This is a genomic window from Synechococcus sp. W70.1 (assembly GCF_047461515.1).
Classification (GTDB): Bacteria; Cyanobacteriota; Cyanobacteriia; order Thermostichales; family Thermostichaceae; genus Thermostichus.
Window position 1 is genome coordinate 1 of record NZ_JANSHH010000013.1, and the last position, 24,699, is coordinate 24,699.

17 protein-coding genes are annotated in these 24,699 nt (G+C 57.2%); 6 read left to right on the top strand and 11 right to left on the bottom strand.

Annotated elements, in window-relative coordinates:
• Nucleotides 1-105: 105 nt before the first annotated feature.
• A complete protein-coding gene (gene tsaE, locus NW808_RS02170; protein ID WP_414420127.1) occupies nt 106-729 on the bottom strand; it encodes a tRNA (adenosine(37)-N6)-threonylcarbamoyltransferase complex ATPase subunit type 1 TsaE in 624 nt (207 codons plus the stop codon).
• Nucleotides 704-1,558 (bottom strand): prolipoprotein diacylglyceryl transferase, encoded by an 855-nt coding sequence (gene lgt / locus NW808_RS02175; protein WP_414420128.1) that lies wholly within the window; start codon nt 1,556-1,558, stop codon nt 704-706. The genes tsaE and lgt overlap by 26 nt, the downstream gene beginning before the upstream one ends.
• 166 nt (nt 1,559-1,724) lie before the next feature.
• On the opposite strand from lgt, the gene recA reads away from it, so the two are divergent.
• Complete coding sequence (gene recA / locus NW808_RS02180; RefSeq protein WP_414420129.1) at nt 1,725-2,858, top strand: recombinase RecA; 1,134 nt, start codon at nt 1,725-1,727, stop codon at nt 2,856-2,858.
• Here recA and NW808_RS02185 read toward each other — a convergent pair.
• Nucleotides 2,855-3,664, bottom strand: coding sequence for a TrmH family RNA methyltransferase (locus tag NW808_RS02185; protein WP_414420130.1), 810 nt, complete (start codon nt 3,662-3,664; stop codon nt 2,855-2,857). The two genes, recA and NW808_RS02185, sit on opposite strands and share 4 nt — an antisense overlap.
• A gap of 9 nt (nt 3,665-3,673) precedes the next feature.
• The gene (locus tag NW808_RS02190) at nt 3,674-5,020 is read right to left on the bottom strand and encodes a 16S rRNA (cytosine(967)-C(5))-methyltransferase (protein WP_414420131.1); all 1,347 of its coding nucleotides are present in this window, start codon (nt 5,018-5,020) and stop codon (nt 3,674-3,676) included.
• Nucleotides 5,021-5,083: 63 nt separating this feature from the next.
• Between NW808_RS02190 and hisA the strand changes: the two genes are divergently transcribed.
• Together hisA and NW808_RS02200 are read left to right on the top strand one after the other, a co-directional pair.
• Nucleotides 5,084-5,869: a 1-(5-phosphoribosyl)-5-[(5-phosphoribosylamino)methylideneamino]imidazole-4-carboxamide isomerase gene (hisA, locus tag NW808_RS02195; RefSeq protein WP_414420132.1), complete on the top strand. Its 786-nt coding sequence runs from the start codon at nt 5,084-5,086 to the stop codon at nt 5,867-5,869.
• A 112-nt stretch (nt 5,870-5,981) separates the two neighbouring features.
• A complete protein-coding gene (locus tag NW808_RS02200) occupies nt 5,982-7,175 on the top strand; it encodes a M20 metallopeptidase family protein (protein ID WP_414396633.1) in 1,194 nt (397 codons plus the stop codon).
• Nucleotides 7,176-7,570: 395 nt separating this feature from the next.
• On the opposite strand, the gene NW808_RS02205 is transcribed toward NW808_RS02200, so the two are convergent.
• Genes NW808_RS02205 through NW808_RS02230 form a run of 6 tightly spaced genes read right to left on the bottom strand, consistent with a single transcriptional unit; the run spans nt 7,571 to nt 16,505 of the window.
• Complete coding sequence (locus NW808_RS02205) at nt 7,571-8,143, bottom strand: hypothetical protein (RefSeq protein ID WP_414420133.1); 573 nt, start codon at nt 8,141-8,143, stop codon at nt 7,571-7,573.
• Between the two features lie 16 nt (nt 8,144-8,159).
• Entirely contained in the window at nt 8,160-9,872 is a 1,713-nt protein-coding gene (locus tag NW808_RS02210) for a helicase HerA domain-containing protein (RefSeq protein ID WP_414396639.1), read from the bottom strand.
• A complete protein-coding gene (locus NW808_RS02215) occupies nt 9,869-10,465 on the bottom strand; it encodes a hypothetical protein (RefSeq protein WP_414405786.1) in 597 nt (198 codons plus the stop codon). The genes NW808_RS02210 and NW808_RS02215 overlap by 4 nt, the downstream gene beginning before the upstream one ends.
• Complete coding sequence (locus NW808_RS02220; protein WP_414420134.1) at nt 10,465-11,667, bottom strand: DNA double-strand break repair nuclease NurA; 1,203 nt, start codon at nt 11,665-11,667, stop codon at nt 10,465-10,467. Before NW808_RS02220 ends, NW808_RS02215 begins: the two co-directional genes overlap by 1 nt.
• Nucleotides 11,668-11,676: 9 nt before the next feature.
• Nucleotides 11,677-15,237 carry an AAA family ATPase gene (locus NW808_RS02225; RefSeq protein ID WP_414420135.1) on the bottom strand — a complete coding sequence of 1,187 codons (3,561 nt, stop codon included), beginning with the start codon at nt 15,235-15,237 and terminating at the stop codon, nt 11,677-11,679.
• A 2-nt stretch (nt 15,238-15,239) separates the two neighbouring features.
• On the bottom strand, nt 15,240-16,505 hold the full coding sequence (locus NW808_RS02230) for a metallophosphoesterase family protein (RefSeq protein ID WP_414420136.1): 1,266 nt from the start codon (nt 16,503-16,505) through the stop codon (nt 15,240-15,242).
• 394 nt (nt 16,506-16,899) lie between these two features.
• Here NW808_RS02230 and psaA point away from each other — a divergent pair, with 394 nt between their 5' ends.
• On the top strand, nt 16,900-19,167 hold the full coding sequence (psaA, locus tag NW808_RS02235) for a photosystem I core protein PsaA (protein WP_414405790.1): 2,268 nt from the start codon (nt 16,900-16,902) through the stop codon (nt 19,165-19,167).
• Between the two features lie 21 nt (nt 19,168-19,188).
• Nucleotides 19,189-21,423, top strand: coding sequence for a photosystem I core protein PsaB (gene psaB / locus NW808_RS02240; RefSeq protein WP_414405791.1), 2,235 nt, complete (start codon nt 19,189-19,191; stop codon nt 21,421-21,423).
• Between the two features lie 84 nt (nt 21,424-21,507).
• Here the strand turns inward: psaB and argS are convergent, their stop codons facing one another.
• Nucleotides 21,508-23,304 (bottom strand): arginine--tRNA ligase, encoded by a 1,797-nt coding sequence (gene argS, locus NW808_RS02245; protein ID WP_414420137.1) that lies wholly within the window; start codon nt 23,302-23,304, stop codon nt 21,508-21,510.
• 553 nt (nt 23,305-23,857) lie between these two features.
• On the opposite strand from argS, the gene NW808_RS02250 reads away from it, so the two are divergent.
• Entirely contained in the window at nt 23,858-24,682 is an 825-nt protein-coding gene (locus NW808_RS02250) for an electron transfer flavoprotein subunit beta/FixA family protein (RefSeq protein WP_414410684.1), read from the top strand.
• Nucleotides 24,683-24,699: the final 17 nt, after the last annotated feature.

Consider the following 24,699-nt stretch of genomic DNA (forward strand, 5'->3'; position numbering starts at 1 on the left):
GGTTCTGGGGCGCTGGGCCTGGTGGCCTTGTCAGCGCTTCACTACCCTATCCCACTCTCCCCCACATCGTCAAGACCCATAAGGGGCTTTTGCTGGTAACTGCCTTTACCCTTTGGTGCCTCGCTGAGGAAGCTGGGAAAGTACTTGCTGCCAAAGCTGGGCAGTCCTAAGCCCCCTGCCCTTGACATGTAGCAGGCGGGATCCCTCTGCCTGCAGATGGGGCTCTAGCTGCAGCCAGAGATAGGTTGGAGGCAGGTAAGGGAGGTACTGAGGCCACTCAATGGCAGTGATCCCAACTTGGCCCCAAAGCTCTTCCAGCCCCAGATCTTCTAGAGCCGAAGCCTCTACCTCGCTGGCATGAGCACCAGAGGTAGGCCCTAGGCGATAGAGGTCGCAGTGGAAGAGAGGGATCCGTCCCGTGCGGTATTCCTGCACCAGCACGAAGCTGGGGCTGTCGATGGGCTCAGGGATCTCCAGTCCCTGCCCTAGCCCCTGCACGAAGGTGGTTTTGCCGCTGCCTAGGCCGCCTGCGAGAAGAATGACCAAGCCGGGGGTAGAGTCGATCTCAACCGCTTGGGGGAGGGCAAACTGCTGCTCTGGAGCAGTGAGAAGGCAGGCGGCGGTCTGCCCCAGGAGAGCTGCTAGGGATTGGGTGGCAGCAGCAGACGGCAGTACCAAAGGAGAGGCTTGTTGCCAAAGCCCTTCATCGGTGATCGCCAGATCCGCCATTTGAGATCTCCTTTTCGAGGGGCTGAGTGGGGATCGCTCTCCCCCCCTCTTGCCTAGAAGCGCGTCTTTGAGCTGTCCCTATCAAAGCCAAGCCGACCGCAATAAGGGCTAGGCTGACTACCTGAGCTACCCGCAGAGATCCCAGCATGAGACTATCAGTGCGCAGGCCCTCGATCCAAAAACGACCAAGGCTGTACCCCACCAGGTAAAAGCCCAAGAGAGTACCGGGAGGAAGCCGGCGCCGGTAGCTCAAAAAGAGTAGGATCCCAAAGAGGCTGAAGTTCCAGAGGGATTCGTACAAAAAGGTGGGGTGGACTCGGGAGCCGTCAGGAAGCTGCAGTTGCACCCATAGACGACTATCCGGAGGCAACGCCTCTCCATAGGCCTCGTTGTTGAAGAAGTTGCCCCAGCGTCCAATCCCCTGGCCAAGGCTGAGAGAAGGAACGATGCAGTCGGCCAGCAGCCAAAAGTTTAGCCGCTGTTGGCGGGCAAACAGGTAGAGGGCTATACTGCCGCCGAGCAAAGCGCCGTGGATGGCCATGCCTCCCTGCCAGAGGGCCAAAACCTTCCACCAAGGGCCATGGCGGTAGCGCTCCCACTCAAAGGCCACATAGTACAGGCGGGCAAGAGGCAGGGATCCCACCACCAGCCACGGCAGCAGGTTGGGCATGACATCCGGGGAAAGGCCACGCCGCTCTGCCAGGTGGCGAGCTAGAAAAAGGCCCAGAACAGTGGATAGGCCAATCAGCAGGCCATACCAGCGCAGACTAAAAGGCCCCCAACTGAACACCAGTGGGCCGGGGGATTGTAAGACCAAAGTCGTGAACACAGGAGCCTTCCTGAGTGGATCCTTTAGCCCACTCTACCCATCCCCCGCCCCCCCGCTCCAGCCGCAAGCTGAGGGAGAGAACAGGGATCCGCCTAGGCCAAGGGAACGGCAATGCTAGAATGCAGGCTCAACTTCTCACCGCCACGAGTGGGGGAGGGTGCGGGTTATGGCCCAAGGCAAAGCTGCTGCCGTAAACAATGGGGACGACTTGGAGAGGCTAAAGGCAGAGAAACGCAAGGCGCTGGAGCAGGTCCTGGGCCAGATCGAGCGGAATTTTGGTAAGGGGGCAATCATGCGCCTGGGGGATGCTGCCCAGATACGGGTGGAGACCATCCCCAGTGGTGCTCTTACCCTTGATTTGGCTTTGGGCGGCGGCTACCCCAAGGGGCGCATCATTGAAATCTTTGGGCCGGAGTCGTCGGGGAAAACCTCGCTGGCCCTGCACGCCATTGCCGAGGTGCAAAAACAAGGGGGAACGGCTGCTTTTGTCGATGCGGAGCATGCTTTGGATCCAGCCTACGCGGCAGCCTTGGGGGTGGATATCCAGAATCTGCTGATTTCCCAGCCGGACACGGGAGAGGTTGCCCTAGAAATTGTCGATCAGCTGGTGCGCTCTGCGGCTGTGGATATTGTCGTGGTGGATTCAGTGGCGGCGCTGGTCCCTCGGGCCGAGCTGGAGGGAGAGATGGGAGATGCCCAGCTAGGGCTGCAGGCCCGCCTGATGAGTCAAGCCCTGCGCAAGATTGCGGGCAGCGTTAGCAAGACAGGCTCGATCGTTCTCTTCCTCAATCAGTTGCGCTCCAAAATTGGTGGCGTCGGCTACGGTCCCCAGGAAACCACCACGGGCGGCAATGCCCTCAAGTTCTATGCCTCAGTACGGCTAGATATTCGCCGCGTGCAAACTCTGAAAAAAGGTGCAGAAGAATACGGGATCCGAGCGCGGGTTAAGGTGGTGAAGAACAAGGTCGCTCCTCCGTTTCGGCGGGCGGAATTTGACATCATTTTTGGCCAAGGGATCTCCAACGTCGGCTGCATCATCGATCTAGCCGAGGAGATGGGCATTCTTAAGCGGCGCGGCTCTTGGTATAGCTACAAGGAAGAAAACATTGCCCAAGGGCGAGACAATTTGGTTCTTTTCCTAAAGAAAAACGCGCAGCTACTGGCGGAGGTGGAAGCGGCTGTGCGCGAAAAACTTTCGGCAGGAGTGCCGGTTTCTACTAGCTATCCAGCAGGAGTAGGGGAAGGAGAGCAGGAAGAGGAAGCAGCCTTTGCAGAGGAGGAGCTCTGGGAGAGCAGCTAAGCAGTTCCTCCCTGGGAGCGCCGCTGGCGCAGAGCCTCGTAGAGCAGCAGTCCCCCCACCATGGCCACGTTGAGGGAGTCGACGCCCTCGGCCATAGGGACCCGCACTTGGGCATTGGCCTGCTGGATGGTTGCTTCCCTCAAGCCCGACCCTTCGTTGCCCAGGAGAAAGAGGGTGGGGCAGGTGAGGTCTTGATCCCAGTAACAGGTGGCGCTGGGGGAGAGGGTAGCAGCCAAGACTTGGATGCCATGGCGACGACAGGCCTGGATCCAGCTAGCCAAGTCGGGCAAAACCCGCGGCGGGCAGCGAAACCACTGGCCGGCAGAAGCCCGCAGGACTTTGGGGTTTTCGGGATCAACGCTGTCTGCGCTTAGCCAGAGGCCATCGGCTCCTGCAGCAGCTACGGCGCGAATCAGAGCTCCCAAATTGCCTGGATCTTGCAGGGTTTCTACCACAAGGCCCAGGCGTACCCCCGACAAGGGAGGAGAGGGGATCGGCTGGCTGACAGCCACTGCCACAACTCCCTCCGGAGACTCGGTTGTCGAGAGCGCCGCCATCACTTCCGAGCTGACGGCCTGCCGCCGCAGATCCTTGGGTAGGCTGGCCAGCAAGTAAGGGTGACGCTCAGCCCACTCGGGCGTGTAGCAGAGAGCTTGGAGGGGCCAGCCAACTCGCAGGGCCTCTTCGACGAGGTGGGATCCCTCTACCAAGAAGGCGCCCTGTTCCTGCCGGCCCTTGCTGCGGTGCAACTGCCGCAACTTGCGGATCCAGGGGTTTTTGGGGCTGGTGAGCAGCTCAGAAGCCATAGGGAGGATCTAATCGCAGCGGCGCAGCCGTTGGATAAAAAACCCATCCCGATCTTGCCGGTGAGGCCAGATGAGCAAGGGATCCCCTTCTGGCGCCCACTGGGGATGGGTCTTGAGGAAAGACTGGATGACTCCCTCGTTTTCAGCAGGGTGCAGCGTGCAGGTGGCATACACCAACAGCCCGCCCGGCTTCAGCCAACGGCCTGCCACTTGCAGAAGCTGAGCTTGCAACTGGGCCAACTCGGCAATCCGCTCGGGGGTTTGTCGCCAGCGAGCGTCAGCACGGCGGTGCAGGGTGCCTAGACCAGAGCAAGGGGCATCCAGCAGCACGCGATCGGCGCTTTGCCACGGGGGCAAGGGGGCAGGGGGTTGGGCAGCGGCGCTCAGGGCCAACAGGTCGATGGCCAGGGGACGGATCGAGCTCAAGCCCAAGCGCTGCACATTTTCCTCCAAGCGGCGCAGGCGGTGGGGGTGGCGATCCAAAGCCCAAATCTCGCCGCGATCCTGCATCCGCTCGGCTATGTGCGTGGTCTTGCCCCCCGGAGCGGCACAGCAGTCAATGACCCGTTCCCCCGGCTGAGGATCCAGGCAGTGCACCACCTGCTGAGCACTGGCGTCCTGAACGCTCCACCAGCCCTCGGCAAAGCCAGGTAGGGTTCGAATATCGCCGGCAGAATGTCCTAGCCGCAGAGCGCCTGGCACGTCGGGGAGAGGGGTAGCCTGGATCCCCACGGCTGCAAAGGCTTGGCTAACCTTGTCGATCCCTGCCCGCAGGGGGTTAACCCGCAGATCCAGATGGGGCGGCTGGTTAAACCAAGCGCACAAGGCTTCAGTTTCAGCCGGCCCTAGGCGCTCCCACCACAGACGCACCAGCCAGTCGGGAAAGCTGTGCCGGATCCCCAAGGCCTGAATGGGATCAGCAGGCAGCCTTTCCTGCAGGGGCTGGAGGGGATCCCTTTCCGGCTGCACTAGCACCTGGCGCTGGTAGGCGCGCAAGATGGCGTTCACCACCCCCGCTAGCGATCCCAAACCCACTTGGCGGGCCAGTTCCACACTGGTGTGGATGGCGGCCCTGGGCGGGATGTGATCCAAAAAGGCCAGTTGGTAAAGGCCAAGGTGGAGAATGAGCCGCAAGTCGGGGGGCTGCTTGGAAGCAGGGTGGCGGGCGAAGCAGTCAATCAGGGCATCGAGGGTGCGGCGACGGCGGGTAACACCGTACACCAGCTCGCTGACCAGGTGGCAGTCGGCAGGGCTCAGGTGGCTGCGGGCCAACAGCTGCTCTAGCACGACGTCAGCGTAGGCGTTGTGTCGCTCAATCTTCTGCAAGGCCAACAGAGCCAGTTGACGCGCGTTCATGCTCGCCCCGCCAGGCTTTTTGTTCCTGGGCGATACTGGAGAAGCTCCCTAAGGGATCTCATCATGCCTTACAGCAGCGCCTTTCTAGAGGTAATCCCCGCCATTGACCTCCTCCAGGGCCGCGCTGTGCGCCTCTACCAGGGGGATTACGCCCAGGCAGAGCAAGTGGCTGCTGACCCCATCCACCAGGCCGAGGTGTGGGCGGCCCAGGGTGCTCCTCGCCTGCACGTGGTAGATCTGGACGGGGCCAAAAGTGGGGACCAGAGCAACCTCCCCACGATCGAGCGCATTGTCAGCCGGGTAGCTATCCCGGTCCAGGTGGGGGGTGGGATCCGATCCCTGGAGCGGGCGCGGCGGTTGCTGGATCTGGGAGTGGATCGGGTAATTGTCGGCACTGTGGCTGTAGAGGATCCCAAGACCCTAGAGGCGATGACCCAGGCCCTACCTGGTCGGATTTGGGTGGGGATCGACGCCCGCCAAGGGCAAGTGGCCACCCGCGGCTGGCTGAGTACTACGCCTCTACAGGCCACTGAACTGGTGCAGCGAGTGGAAGCTCAGGGGGCTGCTGGGATCATCTACACCGACATCAGCCGGGATGGCACCCTAGCTGGGCCCAACCTGGAGCAGTTGCGCCAGATCCTGGCTGTTTCCCGCCTGCCTGTCATCGCTTCTGGGGGGATCGGCTCGCTCACCGACTTGCTTGCCCTACTCAGCCTGTCTGGCTTGGCGGGAGCTATTTTAGGCAAAGCCCTTTACTCGGGGGCCATCTCCTTGCCAGAGGCGTTGCGCGCAGTGGGGCCGGGCCGCTGGCAGGATCTGCCTCCGGAAACCAACTTCCTATGGGCTTAGGTATCGAGCAAAGCCCCTCCTGGCCTAGCTTTGCCATACTGGGTAATAGGCAGCTGCCTGCAGCCCCGAGAGAACCTTGCCCTGACGCTGTCCATCCTACTTCCCCCGGGTTATGTCCTTTCCCGCCCTGCGCCCTGCCGTTCAAGCCCTCCAGCCGGAACTGGTGGCCTGGCGGCGCCACCTGCACAAATACCCAGAGCTGGGCTTTCAGGAAAAGCAAACTGCCGCCTACCTCAGCTGGCGCCTAAGAAGTTGGGGGATCCCGCACCAAACCGGCATTGCCGGCACTGGCATTGTAGCCACCATTCCAGGAGAAGAGCCAGGGCCGGTCTTGGCGCTGCGGGCCGACATGGACGCCCTGCCCATCCACGAAGCCAATGAGGTGGAGTACCGTTCCACCGTCCCCAACGTCATGCACGCCTGTGGCCATGACGGCCATATGGCTATCGCCCTAGGCACGGCTAAGCTGCTACAGCAGCACCGCCACCGCCTCAGAGGTACTGTCAAGGTCATCTTTCAGCCCGCCGAGGAGGGCCCCGGTGGCGCCAAGCCAATGGTAGAAGCGGGGGTGCTGAAGAACCCGGATGTAGAAGCCCTCCTAGCTCTCCATCTGTGGAATAACCGTCCGCTGGGCACCATTGGCGTCAAAAGCGGCCCCTTGATGGCCTTTGCCGATCGCTTTCACATCGAGGTCATTGGGCGAGGTGGCCATGCTGCCCTTCCCCAGCAGACGGTGGATGCCATTGTGGTGGGAGCCCACATCGTGAGCGCTTTGCAAACCATCGTCTCCCGCAATGTGGATCCGCTGCAGCCAGCCGTGGTAACAGTAGGCCGGTTCCGCGCTGGCGACACTTTCAATGTCATTGCCCCTAGGGCTGAGATTTGGGGCACTGTGCGCAGCTTTCAGCTAGAGGTGCGGGAGCTAATTGCAAAGCGCATAGAAGAAATCGTGGCCGGCATTTGCCAGGCTCACGGAGCCACCTACAAGTTTCAGTACGAGCGGGGCTATCCAGCAGTTGAAAACGATCCCAGGCTAACAGCTCTCGTAGAACAAGCTGCCCGTCAAGTATTTGGCCCAGAGGCCGCCATCCTCCCCGAGATGACCATGGGGGGTGAGGACGTCTCGTTTTTCTTCAACGAGGTTCCTGGCTGCTACTTCTTCCTGGGATCTGCCAACCCTGCCAAGGGGCTGGACTACCCTCACCACCACCCCCGCTTTGATTTTGATGAGGCTGCCCTCAGCCTCGGCGTGGAGCTGTTTCTGCGCTGCATTGAAAACTACACTGGAAAGCGCATTCTGGAGTAAGTAGCAGCGAGACAGCTTGTAACATGGAGTCCGCTAGGGTTCTCCTCTAGTTCTTGATTCACCGTTCGCGTAAGCGGGACGGAGTCCGTACAATTGGCCACTTTGTGGCATAACCAACCTTCTGCCTTGACGTAGATGGGCTGAGCTAGTAGTCTTGCAAGTACATCTTTTCTGGTAGACACTTTGCCTAGGCTAAAGTTGGCTCCGTCTTTAGCCTGTGTGCCCGCTAAGGGCAAGGAGCAACTACCTGCAGCTTGCGGGGAAGTCACGCCTGTGGAGATCCCTCTGGCGGGGTGGTAGGGGTGGACTCTGCCACTAGCCACGGGTCGCTGAAGCAGGAAGAAAGCCTCAACCCCGAGCGAAAGTCTGCTTTTGCCCGGGGTTGTATAAGTCTTTCAGAGCGGCCTCAGCAAGTCGGCCCCTCCCCTCCCCGGCAGTAGCAAGGGTTTCATGGGCTCTGGAGTGGGAAGGGCAGGGGCAGCCTTCAAGTCGGGAGGAATGTACAGAGGCTTGGGATCGGGATCCCCGCCAAAGGCCAGCACAAGGGCCCGCAGCAGGGCTTGACGTTGCTGGCGGCTCAAAGATTGCACAACGGCTTTGTCCCGAGTGTAGGGGTTGACTGTAAGACGGTTAGCCCCAGGGTACTGTTGGGCAACCATTGGCTCGTTGGCATCGCAATAGTCAGCCAGTGTCAGTTGCCAATCGAAGCGATCAGTGGGGGAACGCCCAGCCACCTGCAGGTGATAGAGCATCATCCGGCGCACCAAGGTATCTTCTTCAGGCCGGGGGCCGCCGTCATTGGGGTTAATGGGAGTGTAGGTGTTTTCCAGCGGCAGATCCGGCAGGGCCTCATACACCCGCCGCGCCGCGTCAGGGATTAGCCGCAACTGGGCATAGACAGGCCCCGCTTCTAGCAAAAAGGCAGCGGTGATGCCCAGCCACCCTTGCAAAAAAATTTGTTTCCTCATCCTGCTTGCCCCAAAACTAGTCGATGCTCAATCCATCCACCACTTGGGGTTGAGGACGCGGCTTGAGGGGGGCAGAGTGAGCGAGGCGCTCCTGTTGGCGGTGCTTTCGGAAGTAACCCTGCCAGTGGCTAAGGACATCGAGGGTGTCGCCTCCATGCCGAGTGTAGCGCTGCCGCACCTTGCACAAGACAGGGGTATTGACGCACACCCCAGAGACAATCACCTGCCCTCTACTTAAAGCGGGTAGTTCTTGGAGGAGATCCCGGCCAGCAGCCTCGACGCTATGGCGCAAGTTTTCCTGATCGGCAGGGTTGACAATTCGCATCAAAAACTGGCTCATGCACTGCGACAGGATATCTGAATCTAGCTTACCGGGTCGTTGCGTGATTAGCCCTACCCCCAGCCCAAACTTGCGTCCTTCGCTAAGAATAGTGCGCAACACTTGTTTACAACGAGAAGGCTCGTGCGCAGGAGCAAAGCGATGCGCTTCCTCTAGCAAAATGAAAACAGGATAAGGCAGGTAGTTCTCATCTCCTGGCTGAATTTTGCCCTTTTCGGTGTTGATGCGGGCGTGGTTAGCCTGGCGCAAAATAGCAGCGGCGATAACTTGCTGTTCTTCTTGGCTGATTTCGTGCATCTGGAGAATGGTTACTTGACCCGGCTCAAATAAATCCCTAGGAGCCAGGTGCTCTACGTTACTAAAGTAAGGGGAGCGAGCAATTTGTTCCAGCTTCCACTCCAAAGCAGGGGCCGAGGATCCTTGGGAGCCGTCTTCTCTGGAGTCTGCTTCGTTGACGGCCTCGATCAGATCCTGAATTGTCCAGTGCAGTGGATCAAACTGAGTAACCTTGCGAAAGGCTTTCTCCAGAAAAGATTTCTGTCGCTCGGTGGTCTCTGGAAGCAGAGCAAGGATGTCAAAAAATTTGAGAGAAGACACCCGAATCTTAATTTCCTGAGGAGAAAGAACCTTGACCCTAGGTCTGTAGCCATCTTCCCCTACAAACTTGGGATGAGACTGCATTTCCGCTAAAGTGTGGTATTCTCCATGCGGATCAAAAATTAGGACAGCAGCGCGATTTTTGGGCAACATCAGCTCTTCCACCAAAACCGCTGCTGTGTAGGATTTGCCGGAGCCGGTTCCTGCTAAAATGGCTAGATGAGTGCTGACCATTTCCTTGACATCCAGAACCACAGGAACTGCTCCTTCCTCGCGCAGTAGCAGACTGCCCAAGTGGGCCCCCCCAACTGCTGTTTCCTCCCGCTTGTTCAAGACGGATTTCAAAAGCTGATTGGAAGCCAAAAAGACCTTAGCGCCCGGCTCCGGGGAGCGGCGGGGGTTAATAAAGCCCATAGCCCGATCGAAATAGCCGATGACTTCGACGGTTACAGCGTAGATCTCCGGGTTGGGATGGGTAAAGCCAACTAGGGCCACAATGGTGCTGGGATCGATCTCCGTGTCGGCAAAGATGCGATCGGGGATGTGATCCAAAAGCTGAACTTGTCTAATTTTACCCAAGATCTTTAGAGGTTGGGACTGAGAATCTCGCACCTCGTAATAGACAAAATCGCCCACCTTTACCGCTTGGGTATTGGAGGTAATAAACACATATTGGTTGGAGGTCTCGCCAGGGCCTTTGACGGTGCCGATCACCTCCGGAGTATCCTCCGCCGGGAAAGAGGGGCTTTCTCTAGGGCGGCCATTGGAAGTGTCCAGAGTTTTTTGGTTCATCGGCGTATCGCTCCTACGGTTATTTTCCAAGCCAGTTCCTTGCTTAAAATTTGCAGAGCTCGTCGCTGGGCGGGGTCAGAAAACATAGGTATGATATCGTTTAAGACTTGATAGACAAGGTGGTTGGCAAAATTACCACCGCTGCTTAAGAGCAGTCCATAGTACGAAAATTGGGTTTGGCCTTGAGGGTTGAGATGAAAGCGTAGAATTTCCTCCTGGCTCATGCGAAAGACAGGCGTGTTGACAGGCACCACTACGCGCGGGATCCCTTGCCAGCCACAACCCCTTTCTTCGTCCAAAGCTCCTATGAGGATTACCGAAAGTAATGTACGCACCTCATTTTGCAAATCAGGAGAGAAATAAGGATCCGGCTGGCTGGAAAGACGGGGCCCAGCGTTAGGAAACATGGGGTTTAAAATCTGACTGTTGTAAACTAAGCCCACAGCCCAGTGCCGTTGGTTGCTTTCCAGCTTGACAAAGCTGCCAAAGCCATAGTCTTCAGGGGAGGGAGGGTTTTTGACCTCTAGAGCATCATCCACCTGTACCACGTAGTCGCAGTGACTGTTGGAGCGAACCACCTTACCCAGTCTCATCAGATCCGTCTCCGCTGCAGCTTGCTAAGGGTTTTCCGCGATAGCCGGAGGTTAAGCTTCTCGCGGCTGGCCCACTCCTGCATTAGGCGCAAGAAAAGGTTGCGATCTTCATTGCGGATAACGGCCACCTGATCTGCCGTCTCCAGTACATACGGGTAGCCTCGGCCAATAATTACCTCACAGCGTACCAAATCTACCAGCCAATCCAACAGGCCTGCCTCGTAAACCCAAACGGGGATCTCTAGTCGAGCTGGAAAGTTCTCGTTAGTGGTGCGTAGGTAAACAAACCCCACTCGCCTTTGCATTTCCTGGTAGCGGCTGAGGATCCCCTCTTGAGGGTTGAGAACGCCACTGCAGGCGCAGACAAAAAAAGGGGTTCGGTCTCCCCACTCTAACCAGGAGCTAAGGAGCTGCGCATCGTGTAGGTAGGGAGCTTCGGGAAGATCAAAGCAGTGCCTTAGCAGCGTTACCAAGTCCGAGCTGTATGTAGTGTCAATGTAAGCTACAACAGGGATCCGGTTTTGCTCACTAGCTCGCAGTACCTGTAACAAACACTCCACATAGAAGTCTTGACTCTTGGCATCAAGAGTTTCAGCAAAAGTAGCCACCAATACCCCATCCAAGAAGGCTAGTTTTTGGGATCCAGGTCGAGATTGCCAAATATATTCGGCAACTTTTTCTGTTTCCATCTGAAAGCGGCGCCTGTTGACGATACTCTCTTTGGGCTCGCCGCTACTTCCCGCTTCCAAATCTCTTGGCGTTAGCACATCGACCTGAATATCCTTTTGGTATAGGCCCTGGTCACAGTGATAGTTCTCATACCAGCCAATCTGCACTAGGGCTACCGGTATTGACAAATCTTTGCTGGGGTAGATTTGGGATCCATCTACTGCAAAGGTAGGGATGTTTTTAATAACTGGTCTTGCCCATTCATAGCTTTCTTCATAGCTATTCCACTTTTGCTTAAAAGGGACTGTCCAGCTGGAGTAAAGATCCCATTCCTGAGTAGGCAAGGCACCCGGGAAAGCCAATCGAGCTACTCTTTCAGCAATCTTTGCGCTTGACCACTGGCACAATTTCTCCATCGCCTGGCGGTACCACTCTCGGCGCTCTGAAAGCCCTCGATCGAAAGTAGCAAAAGCCTCGCGCTTCTGCCGTAAAACAGCCAGCACCCGGTCAGCTCTAAAAACCATGACTGTCATTCCTCCTCATCATCCGGAGTGCCTTTCCACGCGAATGATGTTTTCTGTTACTTGCTCAAAGGTATTGTCATGGCTAATTACAAATAACTGTTCAAAGGAACGCAAGTTGGTAATGGCTTCCGCTAGTCGTTGGCGGCGCTGGGCATCCATGTTGGCAGTAGGCTCGTCAAAAAAGGCAATGTCCAACTGTCCCAGTACCTTGAGCAAAGCTAAGCGAACAGCTAGAGCTGCCGACATTTGCTCTCCTCCAGAAAGGCTGGCAAAACGTCGTTTGGCCCCCCCTCTTTCTTGGATGCGAATCTCATAGTCGGGTTCCCAAGTAAGGCTGACATCAGAGCGGTTGAGAATTTCGCGAAAGAGGTGATCGGCAACAATGTTGATCTGTTGCAGGTAGTACTGGGCAATTTGAGGACCGGCTTTTTTGTAGGTATCTCGACTAAACTTAATGAAGCGGTGCAGCCGCTCTTTTTCAGCTCTTTCCACCTCAGCTTGCTTTAAGGCTTGCTTCACCTGTTCCAGTTGCTGCAGTCTCTCCTGGATTTTCTGCAACTGCGGGGAAAGGCTTTCCAGTCGAGCTTGGGCCTTGGCTTTTTGGATTTCGGTAGACTGCAAAAGGGATCGAAGATGTTGGTGCTCCTGCGGCTGGTAGAGGGAAGTTAGCGGATCCAGCTTTGCCTGCAGTTGAGCTAGTTGAGTTTGCAACTCTTGCTGTTGGGCCTTGAGCTCGGCTAGTTTTTGTTCCCGCTCGGTTAGCAATTTGGCAATAGGCTCCGCCCGTAGGTAGCGTTCGTGATCTAAGCGGTATCTTTCGCGTTCTTCCTGTAGGGATCCCAGCTCCTGCTCCAGGTGTTCAGTTTGGGACAGGGCTTCTTCAAGAGGTTGGAGCACTGCCTCTAAGTCCTGGATTTGCTGAAGGTAGCCGGCTTGCAGGCCTAGGTACTGCTCCTCCAGCTTAAGCTCTGCCTTTAGCCACTCAGCTTGGCTTCTGGGATCCCCTAATTCTCTTAAAGTTTCAGCAGTTTTTGCAATTTGAGCTTGCAGGTAATCTTTGGAGCCCTCTATCTGTTCCCAACGGTCGATCTGGGCTTGCTTTTCTTGCTTAGCTTTCTGTATTTGGTCTAAGACTAGCTGGGATGCTTGGAGTTCATCTTGGCGCTGGGGCAAGCTTTGGGCTAGAAGCTGCATGCGGATAAAAGTTTCGTAGCCGTCGCGGTGGCGCCTCTGCTCCTCCTGCAAAGCAGTGATCTTTTCATCCAGCTCCAAAAGAGGATCGAGCTCATGTTCTAGAGTTTGAATCTGCTGCTGAAGCTGATGAACCTGATTCTCAATCCGCTGATACTCTTGCTCTACTTGTGGCTTGTTGCTGAGCTCCCTTTCTAGGCGCTGGAGCTGGCTTTTGGGATCTCCCAATGCCTGGAGAGCCTGTCCAATTTCCTGGTGTTGCCGGAGAAAGTTGTGCTCAGCCTCAAGGCTCCATTGAAGATCCTCAATTTTGCGTTGCCGTTCGTTTTGCAGGTGTGTCAATTGCTCAATTTGAGCCTCCAGCTCAGGGATCTGGGCAGTCAAGCCAATTAGGGGCTGCAGGGCCTTGAGCTGCCTCTGGATGTCAGCCAGTTGCTGGCGCAGTTGAGTCTCATCTGTTTGTGGAGCAAGATCCTGAAGGATTTGGTGGATTGACTGCAGCAAACGTTGGTTCAGAACCAAAGACTGATACAGGACTTCCGGGAGCTGCTGCCACAGGACCTGAAACTGAGGGTAGTTGCGTTGGTAGACAGCTAGCTCTTGGATAAGCTCCTGGATGCGGCGATGGCACTCGGTAAGTTGGCAAGAGCTTTCCTCAAAAAGGTCTTTCAGCTCTTGTTGAAACTGCCGTGCTGCTGCGATGCGGCTTAGCTGAGTTTGCAGCCGTTCTCGTTGAGCCTCTAGCCTGGGTAGGCTGGCTAGTCGCTCCAGGTCGGCCTGTCGTTGTTGAAGCTGCTGCTGCAGGTGTTCCAGTTGGGTGCGGGCCTGCTCCCGCTCTATCTCTTGTTGTTTAAGTTCAAGGCGCAAGGTCTGAAAGTAGGCTAGCTTTTGGCTAATTTGGTTATAACGTTGTTCCAATTCAGTCTGCCTTTGGCAGAGAGCTTGCAAGGAAAGCCTATCGGCTTCCATTTTCTGCAAAAGCTGAAGCTGCTGCTGATATTCGGATCCGCGCAACTGTAGCTGGTGAAGATGCTGCCTCAGCGCTTCCCGCTGGGCCATTAGAGTTTGTCGGATCCCTCGTAGCTTTTCTTGCTCGACAATGAGGTTTTCCAGCTCTAGATAGCGCCTATAGGCTGGTTGATGCTGTTGACAAATGATCTGGGCTTGCTCCGCTTCTTGAACTCGGCTCTGTAGGAGTTGACACCATTCAGCTTGGGCTGACCACTTTCCTTGTAGTTGTTCCCATTCCTGGTATAGCTGTAGCAAGGTATTGAGCTGCTGAGTCCAGCGGTCTTGTTGGCGCTCCAGCTCTTCCTGGAGCTGAACTTTAGGTGCAAGATCTTCTAGCTCCTGTTTCCAGCGCTGTAGCTGGCTTAGTTTTTCCTGAAGTCTTGCCAGTTGATTCTCAATATTCTGCTTTTGCAAGAGTAGGTTCTCTCGCTGCCTTAGCCACTCCAAGCGCTGCTGCTGTTGCTTTTCCAACTCCCGCAGCTGAGCCTCTATGGCTAGGAAGCGCTGTGCCCCTGCTCGAGATTGTTCTTGCTCTGCTTGAGCTTGCTTGGCTTCTGCCCATAGCTTTTCCGCTTGCTCAAGGGATAGATTTAGTAGCGATCTCTTTTGCTCCAGTTGAACGATTCGCTGTTCAAGTGTTTGGATTTGCTCAAGCAGCTTCTCCAGGTGTTCAAGCTTCTGCCTGGTTTCACTTAGGGTATGGGTGCATTGATTGAGATGTGTTCGCCAGTAGTTTAACTCTCGCTCAATCTCTTGCTGTTCTGATTGGAGTAGATCCCAGTCTTGCAGTTGTTGATGAAGCAGCTCGATTCTGTGCTTAACAGCCTGAACCTGTGCCTCACTGTATTTTTCAACCGTCTGCAAATCCTTAGCAACCTGCTGATATTCTTCTACCTTCAAGATACGGTCGAAGACTTCTTTTCGTTCTTTGCTTGTTTTGAGAAAGTCTGCTGTAAATGTACCCTGAGGCACACCGATAGTTGTAGCAAACAGCCGTGCTAAATCTGTACCCGCGGGCACTCCCAAGTGTTGCCTTAGCCAAGCCAGTACATCGGTTTTGCGTTCGCAGTCTAGGCGCTGCTTGAGCTGGGGGTCAAAGAGGCGATAGCCCTGGGCTACACTGCGGCGGACACTGTAGGTGCGCTGATCCCATTTCGAGACAAACTGTACAGTGGCCACCGCATCGTTGGCGCCTGTGCGAATCAGCTCCTCTTGGTTGTAGGGACAGTAGTCAAACAGAACCCAAGCAATGGCCTCCAGAATGCTGGTTTTTCCGGCTCCGTTTTCTCCACAGATAGCGTTGATACCGGGTTCAAATTCAAAGACAGCTTCCTCGTAGGCCTTAAAGTTCTGGAGAGCTACCGAGAGGATCCGCATGATCAGTCTTCTTCTCCTACAAAGGCTCCGCTCAGGCGGGTGTATATCTCTGCCTCGCTTTGTCCCTCCAAGACTCTTTCTTTGAGATCCAAAAGCAGCTGCGCCAGCTCCTTGCTGCGCTTCCGGTAGTGGGCATGACTGCTCAGCAGATCCCTATAGATTTTCTCTTCAACTTGGAGCCTTTGCTCTTCTTCAAGGGAAAGAGCGGCCGAGCCAATCTCAAGAGAATTGGCCTCGAAACGAAACAGGACAACCAGGGCACCAGTAAGCTGCTGAATTTGCCGTTGCAGAGCTCGGCTATCCAGCTCGTGCTTGGCAAAGCCCACCTGGCCTACCAGCCGCAACTCTACCAGCGGCTCTGGCCCGTCGCCTGGCGGCCCAACTTCCTTGGCCATGGCAAGGGCTGCTGCAGCAATTTCGGCAGGCGTTTCTCGACCCTTAGCCTCGAGGTAGAGTCGCTGACAGGGTCTTTGGTAGTAATCCTGCACCAGCTCTGCCTGGGGCGGTCCCTCTCCCCAGCGGACGCGGTAAGCCCCTCGCGGAAGGTCCCATTCAGCAGTACTGGTGGCCTCCAGCGATCCTGGATTGAAGATCCAGCCTTCTTCTGCATAGCTTTTGTGGATATGTCCTAAGGCTAGATAGCCCACCCCCACCTCCCGTAGAGGCAGGAGATCCCGGTAGCGCAAGGCGCCCTGGTAGCGGGCAATTTGCCCTTCCAGTCCGTGGTGGAACATCAACACCACCCGCTCGGGGCCAGGAGGCAACTGCCGAATAGCTGCCGCCAACTGCTCAATGGACTTGGGAGCCGCTGACCCGTACCACTGGGAGCCGATGACCCGCACTCCACAGGGGAGATCCAAGTAGCTACCCCGCCCGTCTGACCAGGGGTGCAGCTCCAGGCCCTGTTCCCCTTCCTCTGGCTCCAGCAAAATGAGCTCTCCGTGATCGGCCAAGTAGCGCAGCCAACTGGTCTTGACACCATAGGGGCGACTGTCGTGGTTGCCCTCGATGGCCAAAACCGGGATCCCTGCCTGCTTCAGCTCCCGCAAGACAAGCTGGGCTTGGTTGAGAACCCCCGGCTGAATTTGTCGATGCTCAAACAGGTCGCCAGCAATGAGGACAAAGTCTACCCGCTTCTGAATGGCATGGCGGCGCACCACATCCCGAAAGGCCAAGAAAAAGTCTTTGCTCCGTTCTGGACTGTCGTAGCGGTCGCAGCCCAGATGTACATCGGCCAAATGCAAAAAGGTGCAGGTAGAAGTGGCCATCGCCAGAGCTTGTCAGCAAATTGCTCACAGTTTAGCAAACGGATCTTGAGGGATCCCTGCCCCGCAATTTTCGGCTTCACGCCGCTGGGGTAGGCACTGCCCTTCTGCTGCCAGACCGATCATTTAGGCTAGCCACTGAAACGAGTGATCCATCCCGGCCAGCTCTTTCTGCAAGCTGAAAGTCCGTTACACAACTATGCAAAGGAGAGATCCCCAGCCTGCCGTAATCCCTCAGGTGGGAGGGGATGCCTGGCTCCTGAGTTTAATTATTGTGAAGCGACAGGGGGTTTACAGAGGCTGACCTATAATGCCAGGTAAGCCCCGCCCAGGGGGGAATCCCCAGTTTTGCTAGGGCGGGGGTGCTTCGTTCCTAGTCGCAAGAGAGGAGTTCTTGATGACAACTACACCTAAGGAGCGAGAGCCAAAAGTCAAGGTTTCGGTTGATATCGATCCAGTTCCCACCTCATTTGAGAAATGGGCCAAGCCAGGGCACTTCGATCGCAGCCTGGCGCGGGGGCCCAAGACCACGACCTGGATCTGGAACCTGCATGCTCTTGCCCATGACTTCGACAGTCACACCAGCGACTTAGAAGACATCTCTCGCAAGATCTTTTCGGCGCACTTCGGCCACCTGGCGGTGGTCTTCGTTTGGCTGAGCGGCATGTACTACCACGGCGCTCAGTTTTCCAACTACTCCGCTTGGCTGGCTGATCCCATCAATGTCAAGCCCAGCGCCCAGGTAGTCTGGCCCATTTTTGGCCAGGAGATCCTCAACGGTGATGTGGGCGGCGGCTTTGAAGGGATCCGCATCACGTCGGGCCTCTTTCACCTCTGGCGGGCTGCCGGCATCACCAATGAGTTTCAGCTCCTGGTAACGGCCATTGGCGGCTTGGTGATGGCCGCCCTCTGCCTGTTTGCTGGCTGGTTCCACTACCACAAGCGGGCTCCCAAGCTGGAGTGGTTCCAAAACGTAGAGTCGATGCTCAACCACCACCTGGCGGGCCTGCTGGGGCTAGGTGCGCTGGCCTGGGCTGGTCACCAAATCCACGTGGCCATTCCCATCAACAAGATGTTGGATGCCGGCGTGCCGGCGGCCCAGATCCCTCTGCCCCATGAATTCATCCTCAAGCCGGCCCTGATGAAGGAGATGTTCCCCAGCGTGGATTGGGGCTTCTTCAGCGGGGTGGTGCCTTTCTTTACCTTGGACTGGGGCAAGTACGCGGAGTTCCTCACCTTCAAGGGTGGTCTGGATCCGCAAACGGGCGCCCTCTGGCTGACGGATCAGGCCCACCACCACCTGGCCATCGCCGTGCTCTTTATCGTGGCTGGCCACATGTACCGCACCAACTGGGGCATTGGCCACTCGATTAAGGAGATCCTGGAAGCCCACAAGGGCCCCTACACGGGCGAGGGCCACAAGGGTCTGTACGAAGTGCTAACCACCTCTTGGCACGCCCAACTGGCCATCAACCTGGCCATGGTGGGATCCCTGAGCATTATCGTGGCCCAGCACATGTACGCCATGAACCCCTATCCCTACATGGGCATTGACTACGCCACCCAGATCTCCCTGTTTACCCACCACATGTGGATAGGGGGCCTGTTTATCGTTGGCGGCGCTGCCCACGGGGCCATCTACATGGTTCGCGATTATGACCCGGCGGTGAACCGCAACAATGTCTTGGATCGGGTGATCCGCCACCGCGACGCCATCATCAGCCACCTGAACTGGGTGTGCCTGTTCCTAGGCTTCCACGCCTTCGGCTTCTACGTTCACAACGACACGATGCAGGCCCTGGGCCGTCCGCAGGACATGTTCTCGGATACAGGCATCCAGCTGCAGCCCATTTTTGCCCAGTGGATTCAATCTCTGCACACCAAGGCCATCGCTAGCACTGCTCCCTATGTGGGCGCTTCGGTAAGCCCCATCTTTGGGGGTGATGTGGTGGCTGTGGGTGGCAAGGTGTCCATGATGCCGATGGTGCTGGGCACGGCGGACTTCATGGTTCACCACATTCACGCCATGACCATCCACATCACGGTGCTGATCCTGCTCAAGGGGGTGCTGTTTGCCCGCTCTTCTCGCCTGATCCCCGATAAGGCCAAGCTGGGCTTCCGCTTCCCCTGCGATGGCCCGGGCCGCGGCGGCACTTGCCAAGTCTCCGCTTGGGATCACGTGTTCCTAGGGCTGTTCTGGATGTACAACTGCATCTCGATCGTGATCTTCCACTTCAGTTGGAAGATGCAGAGCGACATCTGGGGCACCGTCAACCCGGACGGCACGATTGAGCACATCACCGGAGGCAACTTTGCAGCCAGCGCTATCAACATCAACGGCTGGTTGCGGGACTTCCTGTGGGCCCAATCGGTGCAGGTGATCAACTCCTATGGCTCGGCGCTGTCGGCCTATGGACTGCTCTTCTTGGGCGCCCACTTCGTCTGGGCCTTCAGCTTGATGTTCCTGTTCAGCGGCCGTGGCTACTGGCAGGAGCTGATCGAGTCCATTGTCTGGGCCCATAACAAACTGAAAGTTGCTCCGGCCATTCAACCTCGCGCCCTCAGCATCATCCAGGGGCGGGCGGTCGGTGTGGCCCACTACCTGCTGGGCGGAATCGTGACCACTTGGGCGTTCTTCCTGGCACGGTTTGCCGCACTCGGCTAAGGCAAGGAGGAAGAGACAATCATGACCACTGCAACTCGTTTTCCCCAATTCAGCCAAGACCTGGCCAGCGATCCCACTACTCGACGTCTGTGGTATGGCATTGCCACCGCCCACGACTTTGAGACCCACGATGGCATGACAGAGGAGCGGCTCTACCAAAAGCTGTTTGCCACTCACTTCGGCCATCTGGCGATCATCTTCCTGTGGGCCTCTGGCAACGTCTTCCACATCGCCTGGCAGGGCAACTATGAACAATGGGTGGCCAACCCCACCGGCGTCACGCCTATTGCCCACGCCATTTGGGATCCCCACTTTGGCAAGGCGGCAGTGGAGGCCTTCACCCAACCTGGTGGCGGTGGCCCTGTGAATGCTGCCTACTCTGGCCTCTATTACTGGTTCAACACCATTGGCCTACGCACCAACGGCGATCTCTACGCCGGCGCCATTGGCCTACTGCTACTAGCAGCGGTGTTCCTGTTTGCTGGCTGGCTGCACCTACAGCCTCGCTTCCGCCCCAGCCTGAGCTGGTTTAAGAACGCCGAAGCCCGTCTCAACCACCACCTGGCCGGCCTGTTTGGCGTCAGCTCCTTGGCTTGGGCGGGCCACCTGATCCATGTGGCCATCCCCGAGTCCCGCGGTCAGCACGTAGGTTGGGACAACTTCCTTACCACCCTGCCCCACCCAGCGGGCCTGAAGCCGTTCTTCACCCTCAACTGGGGGGTGTACGCCCAGAACCCAGACACGGCCAACCACGTCTGGGGCACCGCAGAAGGGGCAGGGACGGCCATCCTTACCTTCTTGGGCGGCTTCAACCCCAACACCCAGTCTCTGTGGCTGACGGACATGGCCCACCACCACCTGGCCATTGCGGTGATCTTCATCGTGGCTGGGCACATGTATCGCACCAACTGGGGTATTGGCCACAGCATCCGCGAGATCCTGGGCGCCCATAACCCCCCCAAGAACACTCCCTTTGGGGGCCTACTGGGCGAAGGGCACAAGGGCCTCTACGATACGGTCAACAACTCCCTGCACTTCCAGTTGGCACTGGCTCTGGCCTGCTTGGGGGTGGTGACCTCGCTGGTGGCCCAGCATATGTACGCCCTCAACCCCTACGTGTTCATGTCCATGGATCACACCACGGAGGCGGCTCTCTACACCCATCACCAGTACATTGCTGGCTTCTTGATGGTAGGAGCTTTTGCTCACGGAGCCATCTTCCTGGTGCGGGACTACGATCCCGAGGCCAACAAGAACAACGTGCTGGCGCGGGTGCTGGATCACAAGGAGGCGATCATCTCCCACCTGAGCTGGGTGTCGCTGTTCTTGGGCTTCCACACGCTGGGGCTGTACGTCCACAACGACGTCATGCAGGCCTTTGGCACGCCGGAGAAGCAAATCCTGATCGAGCCGGTGTTTGCCCAGTTCATCCAGGCCTCCCACGGCAAGATGCTCTATGGCATGAACGTGCTGTTGTCGGATCCCAACAGCATTGCCTCCACTGCTTGGCCCAACCACGGCAACGTGTGGCTGCCAGGCTGGCTGCAAGCCATTAACGACCCCAATGGGTTCCTCTTCCTGCCCATTGGCCCTGGGGACTTCCTGGTGCACCACGCCATTGCCCTGGGCCTGCACACCACCACGTTGATTCTGGTCAAGGGGGCGCTGGATGCCCGCGGCTCTAAGCTGATGCCGGACAAGAAAGACTTCGGCTACAGCTTCCCCTGCGACGGGCCGGGCCGGGGCGGCACCTGCGACATCTCGGCCTGGGATGCTTTCTACCTGGCCATGTTCTGGATGCTGAACACCATTGGCTGGGTCACCTTCTACTGGCACTGGAAGCACCTGGGGATCTGGAGCGGCAACACCGCCCAGTTCAACGAGAACTCCACCTACCTCATGGGCTGGCTGCGGGACTACCTCTGGGCCAACTCCGCTCAGTTGATCAACGGCTACAACCCCTACGGGATGAACAACCTGTCGGTTTGGGCCTGGATGTTCCTGTTCGGCCACTTGGTGTGGGCCACGGGGTTCATGTTCCTCATCTCCTGGCGCGGCTACTGGCAAGAGCTGATCGAGACCTTGGTGTGGGCGCATGAGCGCACTCCCTTGGCTAACTTGATCCGCTGGAAGGATAAGCCAGTGGCCCTGTCGATTGTGCAAGGGCGCTTGGTGGGTCTAGCTCACTTCACAGTGGGGTATGTGCTGACCTACGCGGCTTTCCTCATTGCCTCGACAGCTTCCTTGTCGGGCTAACTGCCTAGCTAAAGCAACTCCAGGGATCCCTAGGCGGGATCCCTTTTTTGCTGCTTGAACCTTGGATAGGAACTCGGTCAAGCTTTACATGGACTCGGGGGCACTTAGGCCAAGGATGCCAGTGAGCACGTTAAACAAGACCTGCCGCGTAGCTTGCACTAGTTGAATGCGGGCTTGCGCCAAGAGGGGATCCTCTTTCAAGAGAGGTAAAATGCGGCAGTTGTCGTAAAACTTGTTGAAATCGGCAGCAACGGCTTCTGCATAGCGGATGATTTTATGCGGGGCGCGCTCCTCGGCAGCGGCAATCAGCTCATCCGGCAGAGCCAACAGGCGCAACAGCAAGGCTCGCTCTTCGGGTTCTCTGTAGGGCAGTCTTCGTTGCTCCGTCAGGGCAACTTCGTCAGTTAGTTTCACTTTTTCTTCCTCCTGTAACCGCCGCAACAGGGTACAGCAGCGGGCGTGGCTGTAGTGGACATAGACCACTGGGTTATCGAAAGTTTGCTTGACAGCTAAATCCAAATCAAAGTTGATGGGACTGTCCATGCTGCTGCTGAGCAAAAACCAGCGCGCTGCGTCGACCCCCACGCCAATTTCTGGATCTTCGATGAGATCGTTTAGCGAAACAAAATTGCCAGTGCGCTTGGACATGCGCACTTCGACCTTCTCTCCAGTTTCCGGGTCAGCTTTAAACAACTTGACAAATTGGCCAATCAGGATTTCCAGCTTCACCTCTGGGTTGAAGGCCGCCACCGCTGCCCTCAGGCGACCAATATAGCCATGGTGATCCGAGCCAAGGATGTTGATCAGCCGCTGGTAGCCCCGCCGGACTTTGTCGCGGTGGTAAGCGATATCAGCAGCTAGGTAGGTAAACGAGCCATCAGCCTTCTGCACCACCCGATCCTTGTCGTCGCCAAATTCTTGGGTTTTGAAGTAAACGGCCTCCTCGGCCCCTAGCTTGGGATCCTCGCCTCGCGGCGCTCTAGCCCTATAGAGAAAACCGCGCTCTTGCAGCTCTTGCAAAGCCTGCTGGATAGCGCTCAGGCCCGTCTGGGGATCTGGCGTATGCAAGCAGCGCTCGCTAAACCAGTGATCGAACTCGGTGCGCAACTGCTGTAGGGTCTGCTTTTGCCAGGCCAGGATTTCCTCATAAGCAAACTCTATGTATTCCTCTAGGCTGGCTGGCAGAGGGCGGATCCCAGCCTGCACTTGCTCCAGCAGCCGCCGAGCAATATCGATCAAGTAACTGCCGTGATAGCCGTCCTCTGGCAGAGCCACTTCTTCGCCCTGGAGTTGCCGCACCCGCACCTCTAGAGACTGACCTAAGAGCCGCATCTGATTGCCGGCATCGTTAATGTAGAACTCCCGCTCCACTTGGTGGCCTGTCCAGCGCAGCAGGTTAGCCAGGGTGGAGCCAACCGCCGCCCAGCGGCCATGCCCTACGTGCAGCGGACCTGTCGGGTTGGCGGAAACATATTCCAGCAAAATGCGCTCAGGATGGGGGGTAGCTGTTTTGCCAAAGTCGTCCCCCAACCTCAACAACTCTTGCAGTCGCCTGGCCAAAAAGGGATCCCCAAGCCGAAAATTGAGGTACCCTCCCCCTGCCACCTCAGTTTCAATATCCGGCAAATCCAGGTGTTTTTGCAGGGTTTGAGCAATCTGAGCCGGCGCTAGGCGGCAGAGCTTGGCCATTCCCAAGGGAGTGGGACAGGCGTAATCGCCATAGCGAGGATCGCTGGGGATCTGAACAACTGGCACCACGCCGGCTGCCTGCTCGGGAGTCAAGGACCCCAGTTGCCCTGCTGCGGCTGCCTGTTGAATGCTTTCAGCTACGGCAGCGGTGAGAAAGCGAATCAGGGAGGTGGATAGGGACTGAGTGACCATGGCTGAGGGTACCAAGACAACTCTGCGAAAGCTCAACTGGGCACCGGCGCGTCTCTTGATTTTGACACAACTGCCTCCTCTCTGCTCCAGCCGGCCTGGTTCTATGGGGTGAAGACCAAAATCCTAGTGTCTCGAGGATGGCAATTTCCAACGGACGAGAGCAGTCTGCCTTGCCACGAAGCAGTTGCGGCTACCACCTAGTTTTGGTTGCCCCGCGCTGCGCAAGAGGCGTTCAGGGGCCTTCACCTCAGCCACCGCCAAAGTTACGGCGTGAAGTCTGTTGCTACTTAATGCTGACTGTAACCACCGGCACTTTACCTGTAGACAAGAAACTTTGTCTTCCAGTGAAATTAAGCAGGCTAACTCCATCGGCTTGGCAAGGTCTAGTAAGCTTGCCGATTGGGCTCGCCAAAAGGCTGCTAGCAACAGATAAACGGTAACAACAAGTAACGGCTGACTAAAGCTGGTAGTGATCCCAAAAAAAAGCTGAATAAGTTTCGTGAGACAGGAAATCCCTTCTACCTTAGAGGAGATCAGTAGGGGACAAGGGCCCTTGGAGACCTTTGTTTTGATTAAGCAAGTGCCCGATCCCAACAGCAAAACGGGCGTCAACAGCGATGGCACCATCGACCGGGCCAAGGCCAAGCGGATGTTAAACCCCTTTGATCGCTATGCCCTGGAAGCGGCTCTCCAAACCAAACGCCAGCACGGGGCCAGGGTGACGGCAATCACCATGGGGCCACCGCCAGCCATCGAGGTACTTTACGAGGCCATTGCCCACGGTGTGGATCGGGGCATTCTGATAACCGATCGCCGCCTCGCTGCTTCCGATACCTTGGCCACTGCCTACACCTTGGCCCAGACAGTTCGCTATGCGGGCCAGCCGGATATCCTCTTCTGCGGGCTCCAGACCACCGACGGCGATACAGCCCAAGTGGGGCCCCAGTTGGCGGAGCGGCTGGGGATCCCTCAGGTTACCTATTGCGAGGCCTTCGAGATCCAAGAGGGGATCTTGGTGGCGCGGCGGGCTATCGAAGGAGGATCCCAGACAGTAAGGGTGCCCTTGCCGGTTCTGGTTACAGTGGCCAACACAGCGCGACGCTTGGCCTACCCTACCCTGCGCGGCATGCAGCGGGTGCAGCGGCTCATGCGGGACGAGGCAGCACGGGCTGAGGTCATCCAGATTCTTAGCCTAGACGACATAGGGGCCGATCCAGATCGCTGTGGCCTCAAGGGATCCCCGACCATTGTGGCCGCTACCGAAAAAGTTGGGGAGATGGGCGGCCGGTGTCAAGTTTTTCAGGGGCAGCCGCTGCCCCAACTGGTGCAACAACTCACCCAAGCCGTTGACTTGTTCCGCTACACCCTGACCTTCTAGCTTCCCCACCCCAAGAG